Genomic DNA, 19,028 nt, shown 5'->3' with positions numbered 1-19,028 from the left:
TGACGGCAAATTACGTTAAGCTCCCATCGTCATGAGGTCCATACAGGACTTTTTGTGGCTCATAGACGAATGCACATAGCGGTCAAGAGTTATCTGAGATGAAGAGTGTCCAAGTATCTCGGAAAGTTTTTTTACGTCAAATCCGATTTCTATGGCTTCAGAAGCCATTTTATGACGCAGACTATGGTAGGTGAAGCTGCCAAGCCCGAGCTTTTTCAGCATACTTTTGAAGCGGTATTGCAGCGTTCTCGGCTCAATAGGCGTTCCCGTCCCCGTCAGCACATAGCTGTCGGGCTTTCTTTTTAACTCGGTGAGCATCGGCACAAGGCATTCGGGAATGGGTATCTCACGCTTTGAGGACTGGCTTTTAGGCTCTGTTATGATGATTTTTGTCTTGCTGCTGCCGTCATAATTCTGTATGCGCTGCATAGTGTGTCTGACGTAAAGCACACGCTTTTCTATGTCAATATCCTGCCAGCGCAGAGCGCAGACCTCGCCTATTCTCATGCCCGTGAAAAGCGACAGCGCCACGGCGAGAGTCGTTTCGTTATGGTTCGTATTTATGTAGTACACGAGCTTTCTCTTTTCCTCGGCAGTCATAATATTTATCTCGGGCTTCGCTTTCTTGGGCAGCACTACACCCTCAATAACGTTGGTGATGTTGTATTCGTTCGCTGCATAGCGGTACATCGCCTTCATCACCGTAATTATGTCGCCCACATACCTTGCTGAAAGCCCCTGACTCAGCTTTTTCTGAATGAATTCGGAGATCATCTTTGTCTTGATCGAAGCGCATATTTTAGAGCCAAATTCGGGCAGTATATGGCGTTCTATCTTCATTCGGTAGTTGGAAGCGGTTGAGTCCTTTATCCTGTTTTTCATGATAAACAGCCACTCCCACGCAAGCTCTCTGACGGTCATTACCGTTATACTTTCACCGCTTGTGATCCTGCCGCCCGTTTCCTCCATCATCTTGTATTCCGCTTCTTCCTGCGTTTTACCGTAGAAAGAGCGGTATTTTTTATGCCCGTCTTTATCTTCAACACGAATGCGGCACTCCCAGCGCCCGTCCTTCCGTTTGTACGTTGTTCCCTTATTCATATATTCCTCCGTTTAATTCTTACTTTTTACATTTTTTTCATTGACAAACACCGCAAAATCGTGTATAATAGTAGTGTTGAGATAGTGCTATGATGGCATTTCTCAAAATCACAGACTTTGCGAAACCCTTACAGCAAAAAAAGACTTTTGCGCTGTATAGGGCTTTTTTTATAAAAATTATTCCGGGGACGATGACGGCACCGCCCCGGATTTTTACCGTCAGCGTTTTGGCTTCTTCGCTGCCGGCTTTTTCTGTTCCTCCTGTTCCTGCTTGTGCTCACGGTCGGGAGCCTTGAAGGATCTGAGTTCCTTAAAACCAAAAGTATCCACATAGTAAGCCTTTCCCTTTGCGACAACAACATCTGATACAGACAAGCTGTGTCCTTTGAAGTCCGCAGGGTGGTCAACATTGAATTTTGTATAGACGGCTTCAAGCTGCCTGCCTATTGTATCCCCCGACTCCTCAAAAGGCAAATAGTCGCCCTCATAGACCTTGTCATAGGTTGAAATGTCAGGTTTTTTCCCCTGCTCCGCAAGCCGGTCAAGGCTGATGAAGCGCATATCGCGGGTATCATCACCGCCTTTGAGCTGATAGATCTCGAAAGTGGTCTTGTCCTGTGAGGGAATAGGCTGTGTAGGCGAAGCGATAGCAGCTTTCAGCGCCTCATTGCAATCAAAATAGTCACCATAGCACAATACGCCGGTCTGATTGTAGTTTCCATCGTTATTGTCAAGAGTATATTTTACAAGCATATGCGTAGTATCGGGCTTATCGTCGCACTTTTCTATGCGGTACTGATTAGTTGCAAGCCCCTGTGACGGGTCATACATACGAGCAGAGATCTCGTCAATTGTCTGCGGGTGCATAAGCTCAACGTGTGCCTGCCCCTTGCGCTTTTCATAGACTTCCATGAGAGCCGCCTTTGCTTCGGGAACGGACGGAATACTGTCTTTTACGACCGTAACGATACCGTCCGCAGCAATGCCAACGACTGCGTATTTTCCACTGTTATTCTGTCTCACTCCGTAATACTCTGTTGACATTTCGGCTACTCCTGCTGTTTTTATCCTATGCTCATACGCTGCCTTGAAACGCTCGAATTCCTCCTTATTTTCGGGAGCGTAAGTCTTTTCGGTCAGCAAATCATAGACCTCGGGTGTCATATCACCGCTGCCGGGCATACCGTTAGCGTCGATATAATGGGCATTGATCTTCGTGACCTTCTTGTAGAAATCATCGGCACTCAGCCCGCTCTCTTTCTGCTCACGGTCATAAGCATCATTATCCAGCCAGCCTATACCCTCGACAAAAAATTCATCGGCAGAAGTCGTGTAATACTTTGTTTCGGGGATTCCCCTGAAATCATCGGAAACAGATACCTTTTCCACCGCAAGCAAATACTTGTCCTTGAAGAAATCGGGCAGTTCCTTCTTTTCTTCAACTACAGCGTGTTCCCTCTGCAAGTGGAATTTCTTGTCAATCATTTCTTCAAAAAGATGATTCATGATGACAGGGTGCGTTTCGGTCAGAAATTTCAGCCTTGTTTTGTCGCTGTCAAACATATACTGACGAGCCATATCCTTGACATCGTTCGTGAAGCGACCATCGTGCATTTTGAGCTGGATAGTCGCTGCGACTGTATACATAGCACGGTCGATTCCGAACTTATCCGTGAGGGTCTGCACAAACCCCGACAAGTTCCTGTTCTCATAAGCGGAATGGATATTCTGCTCGATATAGTCACGACAAGCCTGCGAAGCCTTAATGCTCGCTTGCAGCTCCGACAAGCGACCGTTCATTTTTGCGTCCATGTAGGACTCTACCACAATAGGCACCGACTTGTAATCCACACTTGTATTTTTGGGTTTCGGCATATCCGACAGTGTATCGAAAAGAGCATCGGGCATAGTGCCGCCCTGTTTCGGGATACTATCAAAATCACCTGTGAACGGACGAACGTTTCCGAAGCCGCCCCTGTCAGCATAAGCCGGTGCGCCGTATGCAGGCTGATAACTATTCTTCTGATAACTGTTCTGATTATTTGTGCGGCTGTTCTGCTGATAGGACAGCTTGACCTCGGCGACCGCCGCTTCATATCTCGGAATATCCGCCTTGTTTATGGTGATTGTTGTGGTGTAACCCTTGCGCAGACCGCTGAACCTTACGCCGTACTCATTGAGTTTCTGAGCGATATTATCTGCATGGCGATTTTTCAGATTCGGATAATACTGCAAATCGCTCTTTCTGCCAAGCTGATCGTAGGGTGTATTTCCGATAACGTTAGGATTGGTCTGCCGGGTCTGCGTAGGCTGATTGCTGAACCCATTCTGCTGAATACCTTGCTGTCTATTATCCGCAAAGTTGCCGAGCCTTTGCAGGATCGCATTTGCTTCACCGGACACCTGTGCATCACCGACTGTGTTAACGACCTTACCGAAAAATGTTTCAAGGCTGCCCACATCACCGTTTTTAATGTTATTTGCAACGCCTCTTATCCCCTGCTCTCTGTCTCCCGCAACATTACGATAGCCGTTGGTGTTGTAATTGTACATAAATGCTTCAATGTCACGGGCAAGCATATCGGGGCTGTCATTCTGCTGATACGTCGCACCGCTGTTCTGCTGATAACCACCCTGTCTGTTGTTGCGCTGATCGTACATCTGCTTAACCTTATCGACCGCCGCTTCGTAACGGGAAATATCCGCGACATTTATTGTGATCGTAGTCGTGCCGCCTTTTATCACTCCGCTGTATCTGATACTGTCCGCATCAAGCTGGCGTGCGATATTCTGAGCATGTTTGTTGTTCAGCCCTTTGTAATACTGAAGCTGCCCCCTGCCGCCTAACTGATCGTAGGGCGTATTTCCGATAATGTTACTGTTCCTCTGCTGATAGCCGCCCTGCTGCTGAAATTGTCGCTGATTGTAGCTATCATAAAACTGCTGATTTCTCACGTTTCCTAAACCTCCCTTGTCGAAATCAAGTTCTGCCGAATACTGAAATTCGCTTAGTGCTATGCTCGCCGTGTCGGGTGCATTTCGCACTTCATCTATGCTCGTCGCCTGTTTTCCGTCGATGAAAACATCAAGACCCCTGCCCCACATCTCGATTGCTTCTGTCCTTGAAACAGGATACAGATCGGGATTGTCCTCGGCAGCAACCACTTGCTTCGGCTCCTTTTCAATACCGAATAGACCTGAAAAGTTTTCGATCTCCTCACGGCTTTCAGCCATGCCCTCAGTACCGTCGGGGTACAGAAGATAGACAGCCTCGCCCCGATCATAAGCGGCAAGTGCTTCTTCGGTTGTGTCTATCGGATTCATATACTGAAAATCGTAGCCGTAGCTGTTGCGCTGATTTATGGTGTTGGCGGTATCGTCGATAGCCTTGAAAACAGCCCCAATATCCGTTTCCTTTTCAGCCTGCTCCATTATCTTCTGAATGTCGCTGTCCTCGAACACGATACCGTTCTGCTGAACAATATCAAGATAAATCTCGGCTTTCTGAACATTTGATAATTCCGTATCGTCCATTATCTCATTAACTGTCAGATCACGCTTTTTGTATTTCAGCAATTCAGAATCAATAGCGTTGAAAAGCGTCTGCGAGGTCTTTTGTATCTCGTCAAGAAACTTGTTGAGTTGGTCAAGCTGTTTTCCCTCCGACCATGAAGCAATATAGGGGAAAGAATAGTCCGAAGTGTCAACCCCCAGCTTCTCGCAGACGATAAATGCAATTGATTCCGCCTGCACCTCTTTTTCGTTGCGGGGCGATTTTGTTGTGACGATCTTTTTATCGGGATCGTGCAGCAGACAGTGAGCAGATTCGTGAACAACAGTCTTTAGCACCTGTTCGCCGCTCATGCCTGTTTTTATTATAATACTTTTTGCCGAGGGACTGTAGTATCCTTTTGCGCCTCCGGTTATAGTGCGGTACTCGGGGGCAATACCCGTTGCTTTCTTTATCCCCTTGAAAATAACATCCAGCTTTTCTTCGTCTATCTCGCCTACAAGCTCCTGAACGGGGTCAGGAATGGGCTTGCCATCCGTCTGCGAGAGGTCGAAAACATACTGCTTTTTGAAACGCATTTCCACGATGTTCTTTTCCACCGTTTCCATCTGTTCGGTGCCGTCATCGTTATACAGTTTATTTCCCCACTCGTCCTCCGCCTGCCGTTCAATCTCGACATACTGATTTGTCTTGTGAGGAACGGGGGACATGATAACAATGCCGCTCTCACCCTTATTTACGCTTCTGCCGAGCCTTTTCCAAAGCCCGAAAGAACCCACCAGGGTAGCGTCCGGGCGCTGTAAATTGATAAGCATCGTATTTCTCGCAGAGTAGTCAGTAAACTTTGATACGAATTTCAGATACTCCTTGTACTTATCCGATGAAAAGACAGCCTCCACGCCCTTGTCGATACGCTGAAATATGTCCTGCATTTCCTGCTGCTGCCTGCGCTGATACTCCGCACGTTCTTCGGGGGTAAAACTCTTTTTCCAAGCCATTCTTTACTCCCCCCTTAAAGCTCGTCATATTCCGATATATAGCTGTCATCGGAAATGGTTATGCCCTTGCCTTCGATCATGTTTTTCAGCTCATCGGAGGTAATCACCTTATGTGGCTGATCTCCGATGGTTATGACTGCCTCATCAACCGCCTCAGCCATCGCCGCCATACGCTCGTTGTAGCGTTCTCTGTACTCCGTTCTCCATTTCTGACGCAATTCCAAAGCGGCATTAAAGACCTCATAAACATATCTGCTCGCAAGATCGGCAACGGTGCATTTGCCCGAAACAAAGTCATTGTCAATTTTATCGAGCAAAATTGTATCATCATGTTTCTTTTGATACATCATGAGCTTGACAACCACTCTGCCACTGATGTAAAATGTAAGTATGGCGGTATATCCGTGAACGAAAACCCTGACTTCGGTGCTCTGATTTTTCACGCTTACAGCGTATTCCTTGAAGCCGCACATAAGGGCTTCATTCTGCACCAGCGTCATGACGCTTTTCTGAAAATCACGGTATAGATCTATTTTCTTGATAATATCATCTCCCTCTGTGTTTTGCAGGCTTTGGTATTCCGGACTTGTCTGCGATGACCTTGCTTTCGGTAAGCTCCTGCTTCTGTTTCTGTTCCATCATCTGCTTTACCGCCTGCGCCGTTCTAAGCCTGTATGCAGTATCTTCGATAGCAGTATCTATTTCGGCAACGCCGTTGAACTGCGTCATAGTGTCCCATTCCTGATAGATCTCGTCAAGAACGTTATCCGTGTCAAGCAATACTTGCAGATCATCGGGGCTTAATGAAGTCATATTGGTGTTGCAGAAATCCACAATATAGTCCTTGTTGTAGATCTCATATGCCGACTTGATTATCCTGTCGGGATCGCCTTTTTTCAAGTCGGCTATGTACTGCTCATACTCTCCCGCCACCTTATCCGCAAGTTTTGACATATCCCTGTTGACCTGAAAATCGGAATACTTCTGTTCGAGGATATACGGCGTGAGCTTTCCTATGTTCTCACCCATACTGCTTTTCAGGTATTCGCTGAACTGTAACCAGTCGGGCTGCTCCATTTTCTTGAATATTGCTGCCGCCAGCCGATGATCGTCAAATCTCATACGATCGCCCTCGGCAAGTGCAGCATCAATATCTTTGAAGGAGGATAAATGCTCCCCCGAATATTCAGAGGTCAGCGTCATACCAAGTGCCGCCATTTCACGGGCAAGTCCGGAGTCAAGAAATAACCCCTTATCGCCTGCGTAATATGCACCAGACTTCACGAACTCCGCAAGCTCACGGTAGGTCTTTTGAGTATCATTTTCCGCCACAAACAGATTTACCGCAGTCCTGCGCGGCAGCTCTCTGTCTATGGATTCGAGAAAGGCACCGAGATCACGCTCATTGCAGTTGGAATTTACCGAACTGTGCGCTATCTGCATCACATCAAAATTATCTATCAGCCTTGTGTCGCAGGCGTGTATCAGCTCATCAACTGTTTGGGGACTGTACCGTGTGCTTGCAAAAACAACGGCGGTCGGGGCGTAGGAAGAAATAAAGTCGAGCGTTCTGTCGGAATAATTCTTCTCTAAGATTTTTGCTAACATATACGGATCAAGTAAATTGGAAAGCTGTTTCAAGTTGTCATCTCTGCTGTTCATCTCGCTCCTCCTTTCTTTTTCGGAAGCTGCGGCTTGTCGGACAGTGTTTCATTATCCTTCGCCTGCGCCCGCTTTTTTGATTCAAGGATACTGTCCGCCGCATACTCCATAGCCTTCGGAATATCGTCGTAGGTTTTGAGATACTCTCTTTTCAGCCAGACAGAATATATTTCGTCAAGAGGGTTTTCGCTTGATAAAAGTGCGTTATACTGCTCCTCGTTAATATCCGCAGGCTCGGATTCGATATATGATTGAATGTTGGTTTTTACAGTGATCTCGTAACAACGGGAGATAGCTTCATCAACACCCTGGTCACGGACACCCTGAATAAAGGCTTCAAAGTTCTTATCGACCTTGCGGCTGAGTTCTATATTCAGTTCCTCCACACGGTACTCCTGATAAGCTTCTACAAGACCGTCAACAGTCAGGTGTTCAATGTCCTCCATATCTTCCGCTATGTAATTACGAAAATCTTCCCAATCGGGATTGCTCCGCATTTCGTTTATCTTCATAGCAAGTGCCGACCTTGAAAAAGTGATGCTGTCACCGTCCACAATGGTCTGTTCTATGTCTTTTACAAGATAAAAATCGTTGGTTTTGTCATAAGCGAAAAGCTCTATGCCCAGCTTGTCGATTTCACGGGCAACATCGGGATTGAGGGCAACAAAAGTGTTGTCCCCGACCTGATAAGTCCCCGATTTCACCATCGAATATATCTCATTGTAGCTCCAGTCCTCAAACTTCGCCGCCACCAAAATGCGTGAAGCAGTTTGTGTATCAAGCCCTGCGGCAATTGATGAAAAATAGTCGTTAAAATACTTTTCACTGCCGCCCGACACGAGGCTATAATTCGTGATATGGAGAAGATCGCCCATAGTTATTATATTGCTGTCATAAGCCTTGACAAGACGCTCCACACCCTCATTACTAAGTTTTGTATGTGCCAGCCTGTCGGCAAGCTCACGGCTGTTGTTTGCCATTATCTCCAGAACATAGTCGGAAAAATGATGACTAACGATCTTTGCGTACTCCGCATTATCGACCATGTTGCACAGCTTCTCCATGCTTTCTGCTCGTGTAATATTGCTCACCTCCTGAATTTCTTTTCCGGCTTGAAATGCGGCTTGTCCTGCAAATCGTCAGCCATTGTTTTCTTTGCAAGTTCAGCCGCCAATTTCTGTTCACGCTCACGGGCGGCTATCAGTTTATCGGCAGTGTTCTCGATAATGACCTCAATATCCGTATCGGCAAAATCATCATCACTGCGCCACTGCTCATAGATAGCGTTCAGAGCGTTATTACTTGACATGAGTGCATCCGTTTTCTGTTCGGGTATCAGCTGCGGAACTTCCGTCATAAACATTTTAATCTGTTCCTTTATGACTATCTCATACGCCGAACCTATGATCTGTTCGGACGGGCGCTTTTTCATATCTTCCATAAAAGCAGTATGCTCTGCCGCTACCTTATCCACAAGCTTGTCTGCATAGCGTTCCATAGAGAAATACCGATACTGACCTCTAAGTTCATCGCCCGTAAGCTGTGTCCTGTCAATGCCCTGATGCTTCTGAAACCACGCTTTGAAGTCATGCCAGTCGGGGTATGCCATCATTTCATTGACAGCGACAGCCAGCTTCGGAAATTTGACCAGTTTTATTCTGTCTCCCTTTTTGACCGCTTCATCAAAATCCGATTTTTGTGTGAGATCGTAGTATGTGCCTTCTTTTCGCATAGCGGTCAAAGGCACACCGAGGTCACGAAGCTCGGCTGCCACTCCGGTATTCAGACCAATACTTGCGAACTGCGTCGGATAATATGCGCCGGATTTCACAAGTGCCATAAGACCGTGATATGTGTCAGGCTCATAGGAAGTTGCGGTGAGAATCCGTGCGGCGGTGGTATGATTTATCTCCTTAGCCCTGAGCGAACGGATAAAATCATCAATATATTCCTCGCACCCAAAATCATAGCAGGAGTATTCCATAATGTGCAGAAGATCCTTCCAGTCGAACAGCTTATCGTCATAAGCAATTATCAGCTTTTCGATGCTCTCAACGTCAAATTTTGATTCTGCAAAACGCTCGACATAACCCCTATCGAACTCCGACATGACCGCAATTGCCTGGTCGGAATAATCACAAGCGATTATCCTCGCCATCTGTTCCTTTGACAGCACCTCCGCAAGACTTGCAAGGTTGTCATCACGATTTGTTTGTATCATACGTCACCTCTTTTTCGAACGCACGGGCGCAGCCTTGAACTCGGAATAATACTTCTCCACATCTTCGGAAGAAATATCTTCATTTTCCTTTGAAACAAGGTACTTATAAAAGCTGTTCCAGTCATCTTTACTCATGTACTCACAGATAGTCTGCACCAGCTTAGTGCTGCCGCCGCGGATACAATCACCATAGCGAATACTGTCCTCGACATTTATTACACCGCTGGGGATATGTCCCTTTCGGCTCGCCCTCAATGGTACTTTCAGCTTGAAAAGCACTCTTGCGACCTCATAAGACAGCGACAGCGTTCCGTACTTTGTAGGGAAATATGCGCCCGACTTCACCTTGTTGGCAAGAGCATCAAAATCCTCTGATTCGTAATTGTCAGCAACAAAAATGTTTGTCGCTGTCTTACGGCTCATGCCGCCGCCCTTTATGCACTCGATATATTTCTTCACATCGACCTCGTTGCCGTTGCGAAAGGTGGAATACCTCATGACGTGCAGCAGGTCGGCACCGTCGATTATCTTTTCGGAATACGCTTTTGTAAGGGTATCCACCGTTTCCGCTGAATACATTGTATCGGTGAACACCTTTGCTTTCTTTTTATCCGCCGCCGCTATGACCGAAATGGTATTATCATCATACCCTTTCGCAATAACAGCGGCGAGAGCCTGACCGCCTTGTGTTTCGGCTATCTGCTCTATCGCTTCATCTCTTGTCATTTCATCATCTCCTTGTCTTAGTGGGTGTATTAACATTTGTTGGTGTATTTAAGATAGTGACCTTCGGCTTGTAGTTCGGCATATCCGCGACCTCCTCGACTACCGACGGGATAGCGTCATCGCCCTTGCCGCTGCTGAGTGCTTCATTCACCACATCAAGCCTTGCCAGCTTTTCGGCAAGTTCATCGGCTCTGTCAAAAGGCTTTGTCAAGTTCTCTTTTGCTTCGGCAAGATTAGCCTTAGCTTTTTCAATGTCATTCTTGTACTGCACAATACGTTTTGCTATCTCGTTCGCCGCAAGGTTTTCTATACGGCGCATATTGCCCTGTTTGTTTTCAAGATTGACATCACAGGTATATTTTAACGAACCGCAAAGTGAGATTACACATGGTGCGCCCTGATCGAAGAAAGTTAGATTTTGCGGATTCTTTTCAAGCAGAAGATCGAAGCCGAAATAGCTGCCGACCCTCATGCTTTCTCCCGTAGTCGAAACCTTAATGATAGCCTTTTCAAGAGCTTCTCCGGCTTCATCACGAACGTGTTCACTTGTCGCTTCGGAATAAACCTTCCCGTCAATTTCTATCTGGAAAGCGGTTCCATCGGGATGATTTACACTAAACTGTGCTATGTCGGCAGAAGCCTTTTCAAGATAAGTTGAATACTGCTCAATTCTCTGCGGCAAAGTGCGCTCCGCCTGCTCCTGATACCGATACAGCGATTTCTTGTACTCGGCTTCAAGCATTTTAAGTGTTGCTACATCGTTGTCGAGCTGTATTTTCTCCTTTATCATGGGATTGCCCGAAGCAATAGCCTGCATTTCGGAGTATGTCAGCACCATCTCGTCAACGTCCTCAGAAACACGAACAGGGTCTTTTGAGGTCATAATCTGCGATATGAATTTTGCTTTGTTTGTGATTATGCCCATCATATACGAATCGAAGGTGTTTTCCGTGAGATAATGATAGATACCGACCTCCTTGAACATATTGCCCTGACGTACTCCTCGACCGTCCTGTTGGGTCAGGTCCGCAGGTTTCCACGGTATGTCAAGATGGTGTATAGCACAGATACGATCTTGTATGTTAGCACCCGTGCCGAGCTTTGAAGTGCTTGCGAGGATAAATCTCTTTTCACCCTGCCGCAGCTGTTCAAACATTTCTGCTCTTGCTTTGTCCGTTTTCGCATCACCCGCGAAGCATATTTCATCACGGGGTATGCCGCGCTTTACAAGGTCGTCCTTTATTGCTTCATAAATGGAGAAGTGCTCCGCGTCCTCGTTGATAGCTATATCGCAGAATACTATCTGAACGCCCCTCTCCGCCATTGTAGCATTGTAGTTCTCCACAAGAATATCCAACAGCTTATTCACCTTGCTGTCAGGTGCCGGAACTGCTTCCGGGTTCATACAGCGGCAGTCAAGACCTAAAAGACGTGCTTCATGCGTAATGCGGAGCATATTATCCTCACGGGGATCCACGCCGCCGCAGTGTATCATTTCGGCTCTTTGTGCCAACTGTTCCATGTACTCCTTCTGGTATTCATCGGGTTTCGCAGAAATAACGATAGGCTTTCGCGTTTTCAGATCGGGTACGGGCAGCTTTATCATGTCGGGGGTCTGAATGTCTGCGAACTCCTTGTACATAAGCATAAGTTCGGGGATATTCACAAACTTTGAAAAACGGTTCTTCATCTGGAAACCGTTGCCCGCAGGCTTGATCTCCAACTGCGATACGACCTCACCAAAGGTGCTCGCCCAATCGTCAAAGGTTTCAAGACCTGCCTTTTCCAGGAGATCGGGGCGCAGGTATCTCTGCATAACGTAGAACTCGACCATACTGTTCGTACAAGGTGTTCCCGTGGCGTACAATATGTTGTTACAGCCGTACTTGTCGTTCAGATACTGCGTTTTCATCAGCATATCCTCTGACTTCTGTGCGGCGGTTGTCTGAACACCTGCGACATTAGACATTTTCGTTGCAACAAAGCAGTTCTTGTAGTAGTGTGCTTCATCACAAACAAGATAATCGAAGCCGAGCTTTTCAAAACACAGGCTGTTATCCTTTTTAGATGACATCAGCTTTTCAAGATGCTCCTCCAGCTTCTTTTTCTGACGCTCCAGAGCCTTAACAGAGATTCTGTCCGAACTATCCACTTCTTCAAGCGCAGCCATCAGCTCATCAAGCTCACGCTCCATAAACTGCTGCCGGTACTCGGTGGACATAGGTATTCTTTCAAACTGATTGAACGACATAATGACAGCATCATAGTCGCCCGTGACACATCTTGCAATAAACCGCTGACGGTTTTCCTTGGTGAAATCCTCGGGGCGGGCAACAAGCAGTTTTGCGTTAGGATACAGACGTATCCATTCTGATGCCATCTGTAATGTAAGGTGCTTCGGAACTACCACGCAGGCTTTTGAGATAAGACCGAGTCTTCTCTTTTCCATAGTAATAGCCACCATTTCAAAACTCTTTCCTGCACCAACACAGTGAGCCAGCAAGGTATTGCCGCCCAGCTTACCACGCATAATAGCGTTGTTTTGGTGCGGACGCATCTGTATCGCGGGGTTCTTTCCGGGGTAAGTCTGATGTGAGCCATCGTACTCTCTGCCCCGTATCGCATTGAAAAGATCGTTGTATTTCTTTACATATCTCTCACGCCTTTCCATATTATCCCACAGCCAGGTGCGGAACGCTTCCTTAATGACACGAGCCTTGTCCTTTGCAAGCTGTGTTTCCTTTGCATTGATTTCATACCATACGCGCCCGTCCTCCTCACGCTTGTCGCGGACAACTATATCTCGCTGATTCAGGAGGTTTTCAAGAATATGATAACTGCTCATACGGCTTGTACCATAAGTCTGTGTTGCCGCTACCGACCTGTCCTGATAACGCCCGTCGATCTTGTACTCACCCATTCGGGTTCGGGTTATGGGGTGCGAATAAATGTCGCCTTTGAGGACCTCCCGCATAAAGCGGTTGTAATCCTCGACATCGACCCAGTTTGCACCGATCCTTACGGATATTTCGCTTGCTTCGAGGTCTTTCGGCACAACCGCTTTCAGGGCTTCAACATTACGCTCAAAACTGCTGTCGATATGCTTTGAATATTCCTCGGCAATCCTAAGTTTCTCACGGACATTTCCCGAGAGATACTCGCTCGCATCTTCGTATCCCGAAAGAGGATCGTTGTCCTTTACCTTCTGCGGATTTCTGTAAATATCCTTACCCAGCTCCGAAATTATCTCGTCAGGCTCCACGCCGACCAGTTCAGCCATAAATGCAATATCCACTTTCCCCTTTCGGTCAATGGATATTTGCAATGCTTCCTGCGGCGTTTCGCAGCTTACTATTTCCACCTCCGGCATGATCGTTCTTTTACTGAAAATTTCCGCCTTTTCAACGGTTTTCTTTTCAGTATCCACTATTTCCAAAGCCGCCAGCGTGTTGTAGTCATCATCATGCTGAAAAACACGCTCGTTTGCTCTGTCGGTGATTGCACCGTATGCCCTCTTAAAGCGGTCATAGGTATAATTGAGTTCCGCTTGCAGCTTTTTCAGTTCAGCATCATCGCAGCCCCTTGCCTGTGCATCTATCACCGCCATAGCTTTCTGCCGTATCTGGTGCATACCCATCATACGGTCGAGGGTCTTGCCTGTCTCCTGCACAGCGACCATTATTTCGTTTTCACGGAAAAACAGCTTGCCGTTTACAACGGTATGAGTGTAGTTTCTCACGGTCGGGTCGGCGGGAATTATATCAATATCCTTCTTGCCTTCCTCGACGATTTTCACCGTTTCGATCTTACCCTGAATTTTGGCAATAGCCTTTTGAAGCTGTTCAGAAAGCGGCGTATCGTTGTTCGGCAGACAGGTAGTCACCCTGCTGTCATCGCCGTACTTACCCTTCATGCGCTCATCCCAAGCCATGGTACCAAGAACCATATCAGGGTTATCGACGAAATACTGATTGCAGGGTATGCCGTCAGCAGTTTCTCCGAAGTGTACCCATGAGGGTATCTCTACCGTCAGTGTTTCTCTCTTTTTAAAGAAAAGAATATCCGTTGTAGTTTCCGTACCGGCATTTTTCTTAAAAGCGTTGTTCGGCAGGCGCACTGCGCCTAAAAGGTCACAGCGTTCGGCAAGGCGCCGCCTTGCCTTATCATTCTGCTTGTCCATAGTGAACTTCGATGTTACGATAGCAACCACGCCGCCGGGCTTCACTTTGTCGATACTCTTTACGGCAAAATAGTCATGTATCTTCAAGCCGAGTTTGTCATAAGCCTTGTCAGATACCCTATAATCTCCGAAAGGAACATTACCGATAACTACATCAAAGCTGTTATTGTTGAATCGGGTCTTTTCAAATCCCGTGATCTGTATTCTGTCCTCGGGGTTCAGAAGCTGTGCTATTCTGCCCGATATGCTGTCCAGCTCCACACCATACAGCTTAGAACTACCTCTTATGTCATCGGGCATTTTAGCAAAGAAGTTTCCGACGCCCATAGACGGCTCCAAGATGTTGCCGCCTTCAAATCCAAACTGATGTAACGCCTGGAACACACCGTCCGTGACTTCGGGAGGTGTATAGAACGATGTGAGCGTTGAGGCTCTTGCAGCCTTGTATTCGTCCTCAGACAAAAGCTCACGGAGTTCCTTCTGCTCGTCCTCCCAACCCGAGGGAGCTGCTTCACCAAGATTTCCACCTATGCTATCCGCTGCCCTGTCTGTTGTGAAAACCTGCGGGATTCCACCCCAGCCCACATATCCCGCAAGAATACGCTGTTCTTCGGGCGTAGCATATCTGTTCTCGGCTTCTATCTTTTGAAGTGTTTTTATTGCTTCGATATTCGCCTTGAATTTCGATTTTGCACCGCCCTGAACAATGTCCTCGGCGTTAAAATGGTAGGTTATCGGTGTTCCGCTTTTTGCAGCAACGGGCATGACGGTTATTCTTTCGGGAGCATTGACATTTACCTTGACAGGTTCGGGTTCTGACGGTGCAGCCACGAGTTCGGTAGGTTCAACATCAAGCACCTCTGCGGCTTCATCGGGTAGATTTGCAAGAATATCCGCTTTCAGCTGTGCCAGTTCCCGAGGAATATCCAGGCTCGCGTCCATATCGACCAGCGCCATGAAGTGGTTGTAGTCCTCCACCTCGGCAAGTGCGTTGCTTGTTGTAGCCAGTATCTCCGCCGCAGCGGTCAGCAGGCTCATGCTTTCTTCCATCTCCCATACGCCGCCATCGGTAAGCGTGAGATCGGGGGCATAAACAGAATACGAAATACCCTCATAGGTCTGGTGAAGCTCGATAAAACTCTCATCACGAATATCCATGAATACAGCCTGCTCCTGCTCAATCTCTTCGGCAGGCTGACCGTTCCTGATCTCGACCGGGATACCCATATCCTGCGCCCGCTGTATCAGCTTTTCTACGGGCTTCTGCTCAACTGTTGCTATGCCTTCAACTACAATACCCTGTTCACCAAGAAATTGCAGTGCTTCGTGATACCGTCTGCGCTCGTACTCCTTTTCAAAGCTATCATAGCTGTCGGGGTCATAGTCCTGAACAATGCGCTTGCAATCGTGAATTTTACTGTCAATATCCTTTTGAGTAATATATTTACCCTCGGATACAAGCCTTGAAATACGCTCTACGACTTCATTCCACTTCATAAGGACTTTGCAATCGGGCTTTCCGATTGTTTCGCCGCGCACATAAGCGATACCTTTAGAATCGTGCCATTCATCGCCGCCGCGACGAGAACCACCGCCTGTTCCATATTCCGATTTGAGGAACTTTATCTGTTCGGGCAGGCTATGATCTTCCTTGAAGTATTTTTGTATCCTGAACTTGCCGTCCGAAAATCCGCTGCCGTATCCTAACAGTGCGTCTTTCTCTTTTTCGGAAATGAAATAGTGACCCTTGAAAGCAAAATCGGGCTTTGTGACAAACTGCCTGCGCTCTATTTGTAAGTCTTTCAGACGATACAGCAGTTCCTTCGGTCTGTGAAAATGGAAACGCAGAATATCCCTGTTCTGCTCATAATCGGTCACAAGCTGTGTAAGCCCGTCTATGTACGATTGCAGGGTGTCTTTGTCGAGCAAAGCTAATTTTATGCGCTCGGTGGAATCGGGGAAACCGCCCTTGAACATATCTTTCGGAATAAAATACTCGTAATTGTCGTAATCAATATCCTGATGAAGATACCAAAGCCTGTCGGCTATATCCTTTATCTCCTTTTCGGCTGCACCGTCGATAATATCCTGTGAGCAGAACTCGCCGTTTTCGAGCAGATCATTGATACGCCTTGCAGCAATCAGCCACGGGATCTTTGAATTGGGTATCCCGTTTTCATCAACATTATCGCCCAAAGTGATTTTGATGCCGAAATCATCGAACCACGAAGATATATGGGCTGTCTTTGAAAAATCGGGCGTATTGTAGATATATCCGCGCCCGTCGTTGCCAAATTCTTTGCGAAGGAACTCGGCATTTTCCTCATCGGATTTGCCCTTCTGATACTGCGCCACTATCCTTGAAAGCGACCCACGCTCAGGACTGCCGCAGCGCAGAACATAATAGATCATATCATTGCTTATAGCCTTGATAGAAGGGTCAACGTTCAACAGAGTTTTCGGTTTTTCCTTTTTCTGTGATTTCTTAGAAGTCTGCTCCACAGGTACAGGTTCACCGAAGAACGAAAGCTGCTCAGCGCCCTCGTTATCATCTCTGTCAAGATCGTTGACGGGAATTGGGACTTCAATATCCTCATCGGATATTTCTTCCTCTGTTTCGTCCTCAGCTTCAAATTCCTCTGTCAGTTCCTCGAAATCGTCAATATCTTCTTCGGGTTCGGGGTATTTTGTTTGTTCGGTCGGCTCCGCAAAAATAGGCTCGTCTATCTCCGATACAACGGTATCAATCAGCAGCCCGTGCTCGACCATTTCGGCGTATAGGATCTGCACATGGTCCCAGCTAAAGCCGGATTCCATCGTGCGTGTTAGATAACTGCCTTTCCAGATGTGGATACCCTCGTCATACGTCTTGTAGCCATAGCGAGTATCCTCGTCCTTACCGAGCAATATCTCGGAATAGTCTGAATTGAATATCTGCTTAACAAAAGCCACGCGCTCATCATGGTCGGTATTGTTCTCGAAATACGCCGCAATCCGGTCTTTCTTGACAGAGAAAAACTGATCGTGCCGCAGTATCCCGAAGATTATGTTTTCATCGGTAATGGGCGGCAATTCAGTTGTAATAACAGCCTCGTTTTTTACGATAACAGTATCGTCCTGCGGCTGTGTATTGACTATTGTTTCGACTTCTTCCTCAGTAGGCTCTGACAAATCGACCTCGGGTACTTCCTCTGGTGGATTTGTATCCTCGACAATCTCCGTCGGGAATACCGGCTCCATATTGGTCGGTATCTCTATGCCCGCATAAGGACTTGTAGCAGGCTCGGCAACCGTCACCTCGGACGGCTGCTCTGTTTTGACCTGCGCCTGCTCACGCAGACGGAGCGCATTTTCAATGAGGAGAATTATCTCCGCCTGCTGTCTTTCCGAATACTTGTACGCTTCGTGTTTCCTGAAAAACTCTACAATATTTACATCGGTATCAAGGAAATCCGCAAGAAACCGTCCTGCTATCTCATAGCTGTCGGGACGGCGGTTAAAGTCACTCTGAAGATAACGCTGGATAAGAGCATCGGCGGTCAGCTTCTCGGCTGATACACTATCTCCTCCATTATCCGGTGTTCTATCGTCAGGAGCCTTGTTTTCTCCCACGTCTGCATTTCGCTGAATGTCACGGGGCGAGGGTTCTCTTTTCGGTAGAGTGCGTCCAGCTCTGTGAATCGGGCTTCTGCCTGTCTGTCTATCTCCCTCGGGATTATGTTCCAGCGTCCTGTTACTATAAGCACTGTCACCTCGGACGGGTACTCCGTGTGCATCCACTGCTGCCACATTCTGCCCCACCTGCCTATCGGAGTTCTCAGCATTTCGAGTTCCTGTGGGCTGTCGCTGTATACCACCTCTGCCAGCAGCTGTCCGGTCGGGCTTTGTCTGTAATTCATGCTCTTTCTCTCTCCTTTTCCTAAGTATCTGTATGACCTCACGCTCTATTTCAAGAAGACTATCCTTTGCCGACCTCTGCACCAAATCGCAGAAGCGGATAACGTCACGGGTGTCCTTGAAATAATCAGCGGCATTGAGGTTTATGTTCCCCGAAAGCGGCATACCGCCGTTCTGTTCACAACGATTTGCAATAACAAATCTTACAGCAGAAACAACCGAACGCTGATACTCTCCCACATCTTTCTGTGAAAGGTGCATCTGCTCTATCGTGTACTGCATTTCAGCAGAGTGCGCCCTAATATTATCCACCGCAACAGCGGCGAGTGCTTCGTGTATATCCCTGCACTCTTTGTTGTAGTTCTCGGATATTACGTCCACGAGTTCAGCAGCCACATCTTCTGTCAGCCTCCAGCCGTTCGGGACGGGCTTTCCGTTGGTCTGCGAAATATCGAAAAGGTGTCTGCACCTGTCACCATCGCCAAATACAGCGATAGACTTAGCACCCTTATTCACAAAACGCCCGAGTCTGTTCCAAGTCTCCAATTCTGCTACCTTTGTAGCGTTCGGATCATGGTAAAAAACAAGAGCCGCATCGGGGAATCCCATTTTGTAGAGAGAAGCCGAAAAGCGCAGGAAACGAGCAAGGGTCTGCTTGTCCCGTCTTAGCCTTTCAGTCACTTCCGACCAGTTGTAGCATACGCTTTGATACCGATTATTCAATAATTATTT

General features: G+C 47.2%; 8 protein-coding genes. All 8 read right to left on the bottom strand.

What is annotated here, in order from left to right:
* Nucleotides 1-15 precede the first annotated feature (15 nt).
* Nucleotides 16-1,101 carry a tyrosine-type recombinase/integrase gene (locus tag BM265_RS00085; protein ID WP_074959455.1) on the bottom strand — a complete coding sequence of 362 codons (1,086 nt, stop codon included), beginning with the start codon at nt 1,099-1,101 and terminating at the stop codon, nt 16-18.
* A 219-nt stretch (nt 1,102-1,320) separates the two neighbouring features.
* On the bottom strand, nt 1,321-5,610 hold the full coding sequence (locus BM265_RS00080) for a YodL domain-containing protein (protein WP_074959454.1): 4,290 nt from the start codon (nt 5,608-5,610) through the stop codon (nt 1,321-1,323).
* 14 nt (nt 5,611-5,624) lie between these two features.
* Entirely contained in the window at nt 5,625-6,110 is a 486-nt protein-coding gene (locus BM265_RS00075; RefSeq protein ID WP_074959453.1) for a hypothetical protein, read from the bottom strand.
* A gap of 46 nt (nt 6,111-6,156) precedes the next feature.
* Nucleotides 6,157-7,272, bottom strand: a complete 1,116-nt coding sequence (locus BM265_RS00070) for a DUF3848 domain-containing protein (RefSeq protein WP_074959452.1) — start codon at nt 7,270-7,272, stop codon at nt 6,157-6,159.
* Nucleotides 7,269-8,363, bottom strand: a complete 1,095-nt coding sequence (locus tag BM265_RS00065; RefSeq protein WP_242940735.1) for a DUF3848 domain-containing protein — start codon at nt 8,361-8,363, stop codon at nt 7,269-7,271. Before BM265_RS00065 ends, BM265_RS00070 begins: the two co-directional genes overlap by 4 nt.
* Entirely contained in the window at nt 8,360-9,493 is a 1,134-nt protein-coding gene (locus tag BM265_RS00060; RefSeq protein ID WP_074959450.1) for a DUF3848 domain-containing protein, read from the bottom strand. Before BM265_RS00060 ends, BM265_RS00065 begins: the two co-directional genes overlap by 4 nt.
* Nucleotides 9,494-9,496: 3 nt before the next feature.
* Entirely contained in the window at nt 9,497-10,219 is a 723-nt protein-coding gene (locus tag BM265_RS00055) for a hypothetical protein (protein ID WP_074959449.1), read from the bottom strand.
* Nucleotides 10,220-10,223: 4 nt separating this feature from the next.
* Nucleotides 10,224-19,019 carry a helicase-related protein gene (locus BM265_RS00050; protein ID WP_074959448.1) on the bottom strand — a complete coding sequence of 2,932 codons (8,796 nt, stop codon included), beginning with the start codon at nt 19,017-19,019 and terminating at the stop codon, nt 10,224-10,226.
* Between the last annotated feature and the right edge of the window lie 9 nt (nt 19,020-19,028).

This window comes from Hominimerdicola alba (assembly GCF_900112155.1).
Lineage (GTDB): Bacteria > Bacillota > Clostridia > Oscillospirales > Ruminococcaceae > Hominimerdicola > Hominimerdicola alba_D.
Note: the sequence above shows the minus strand (reverse complement) of the source record. Positions and strands in the feature narration are given on the sequence as shown.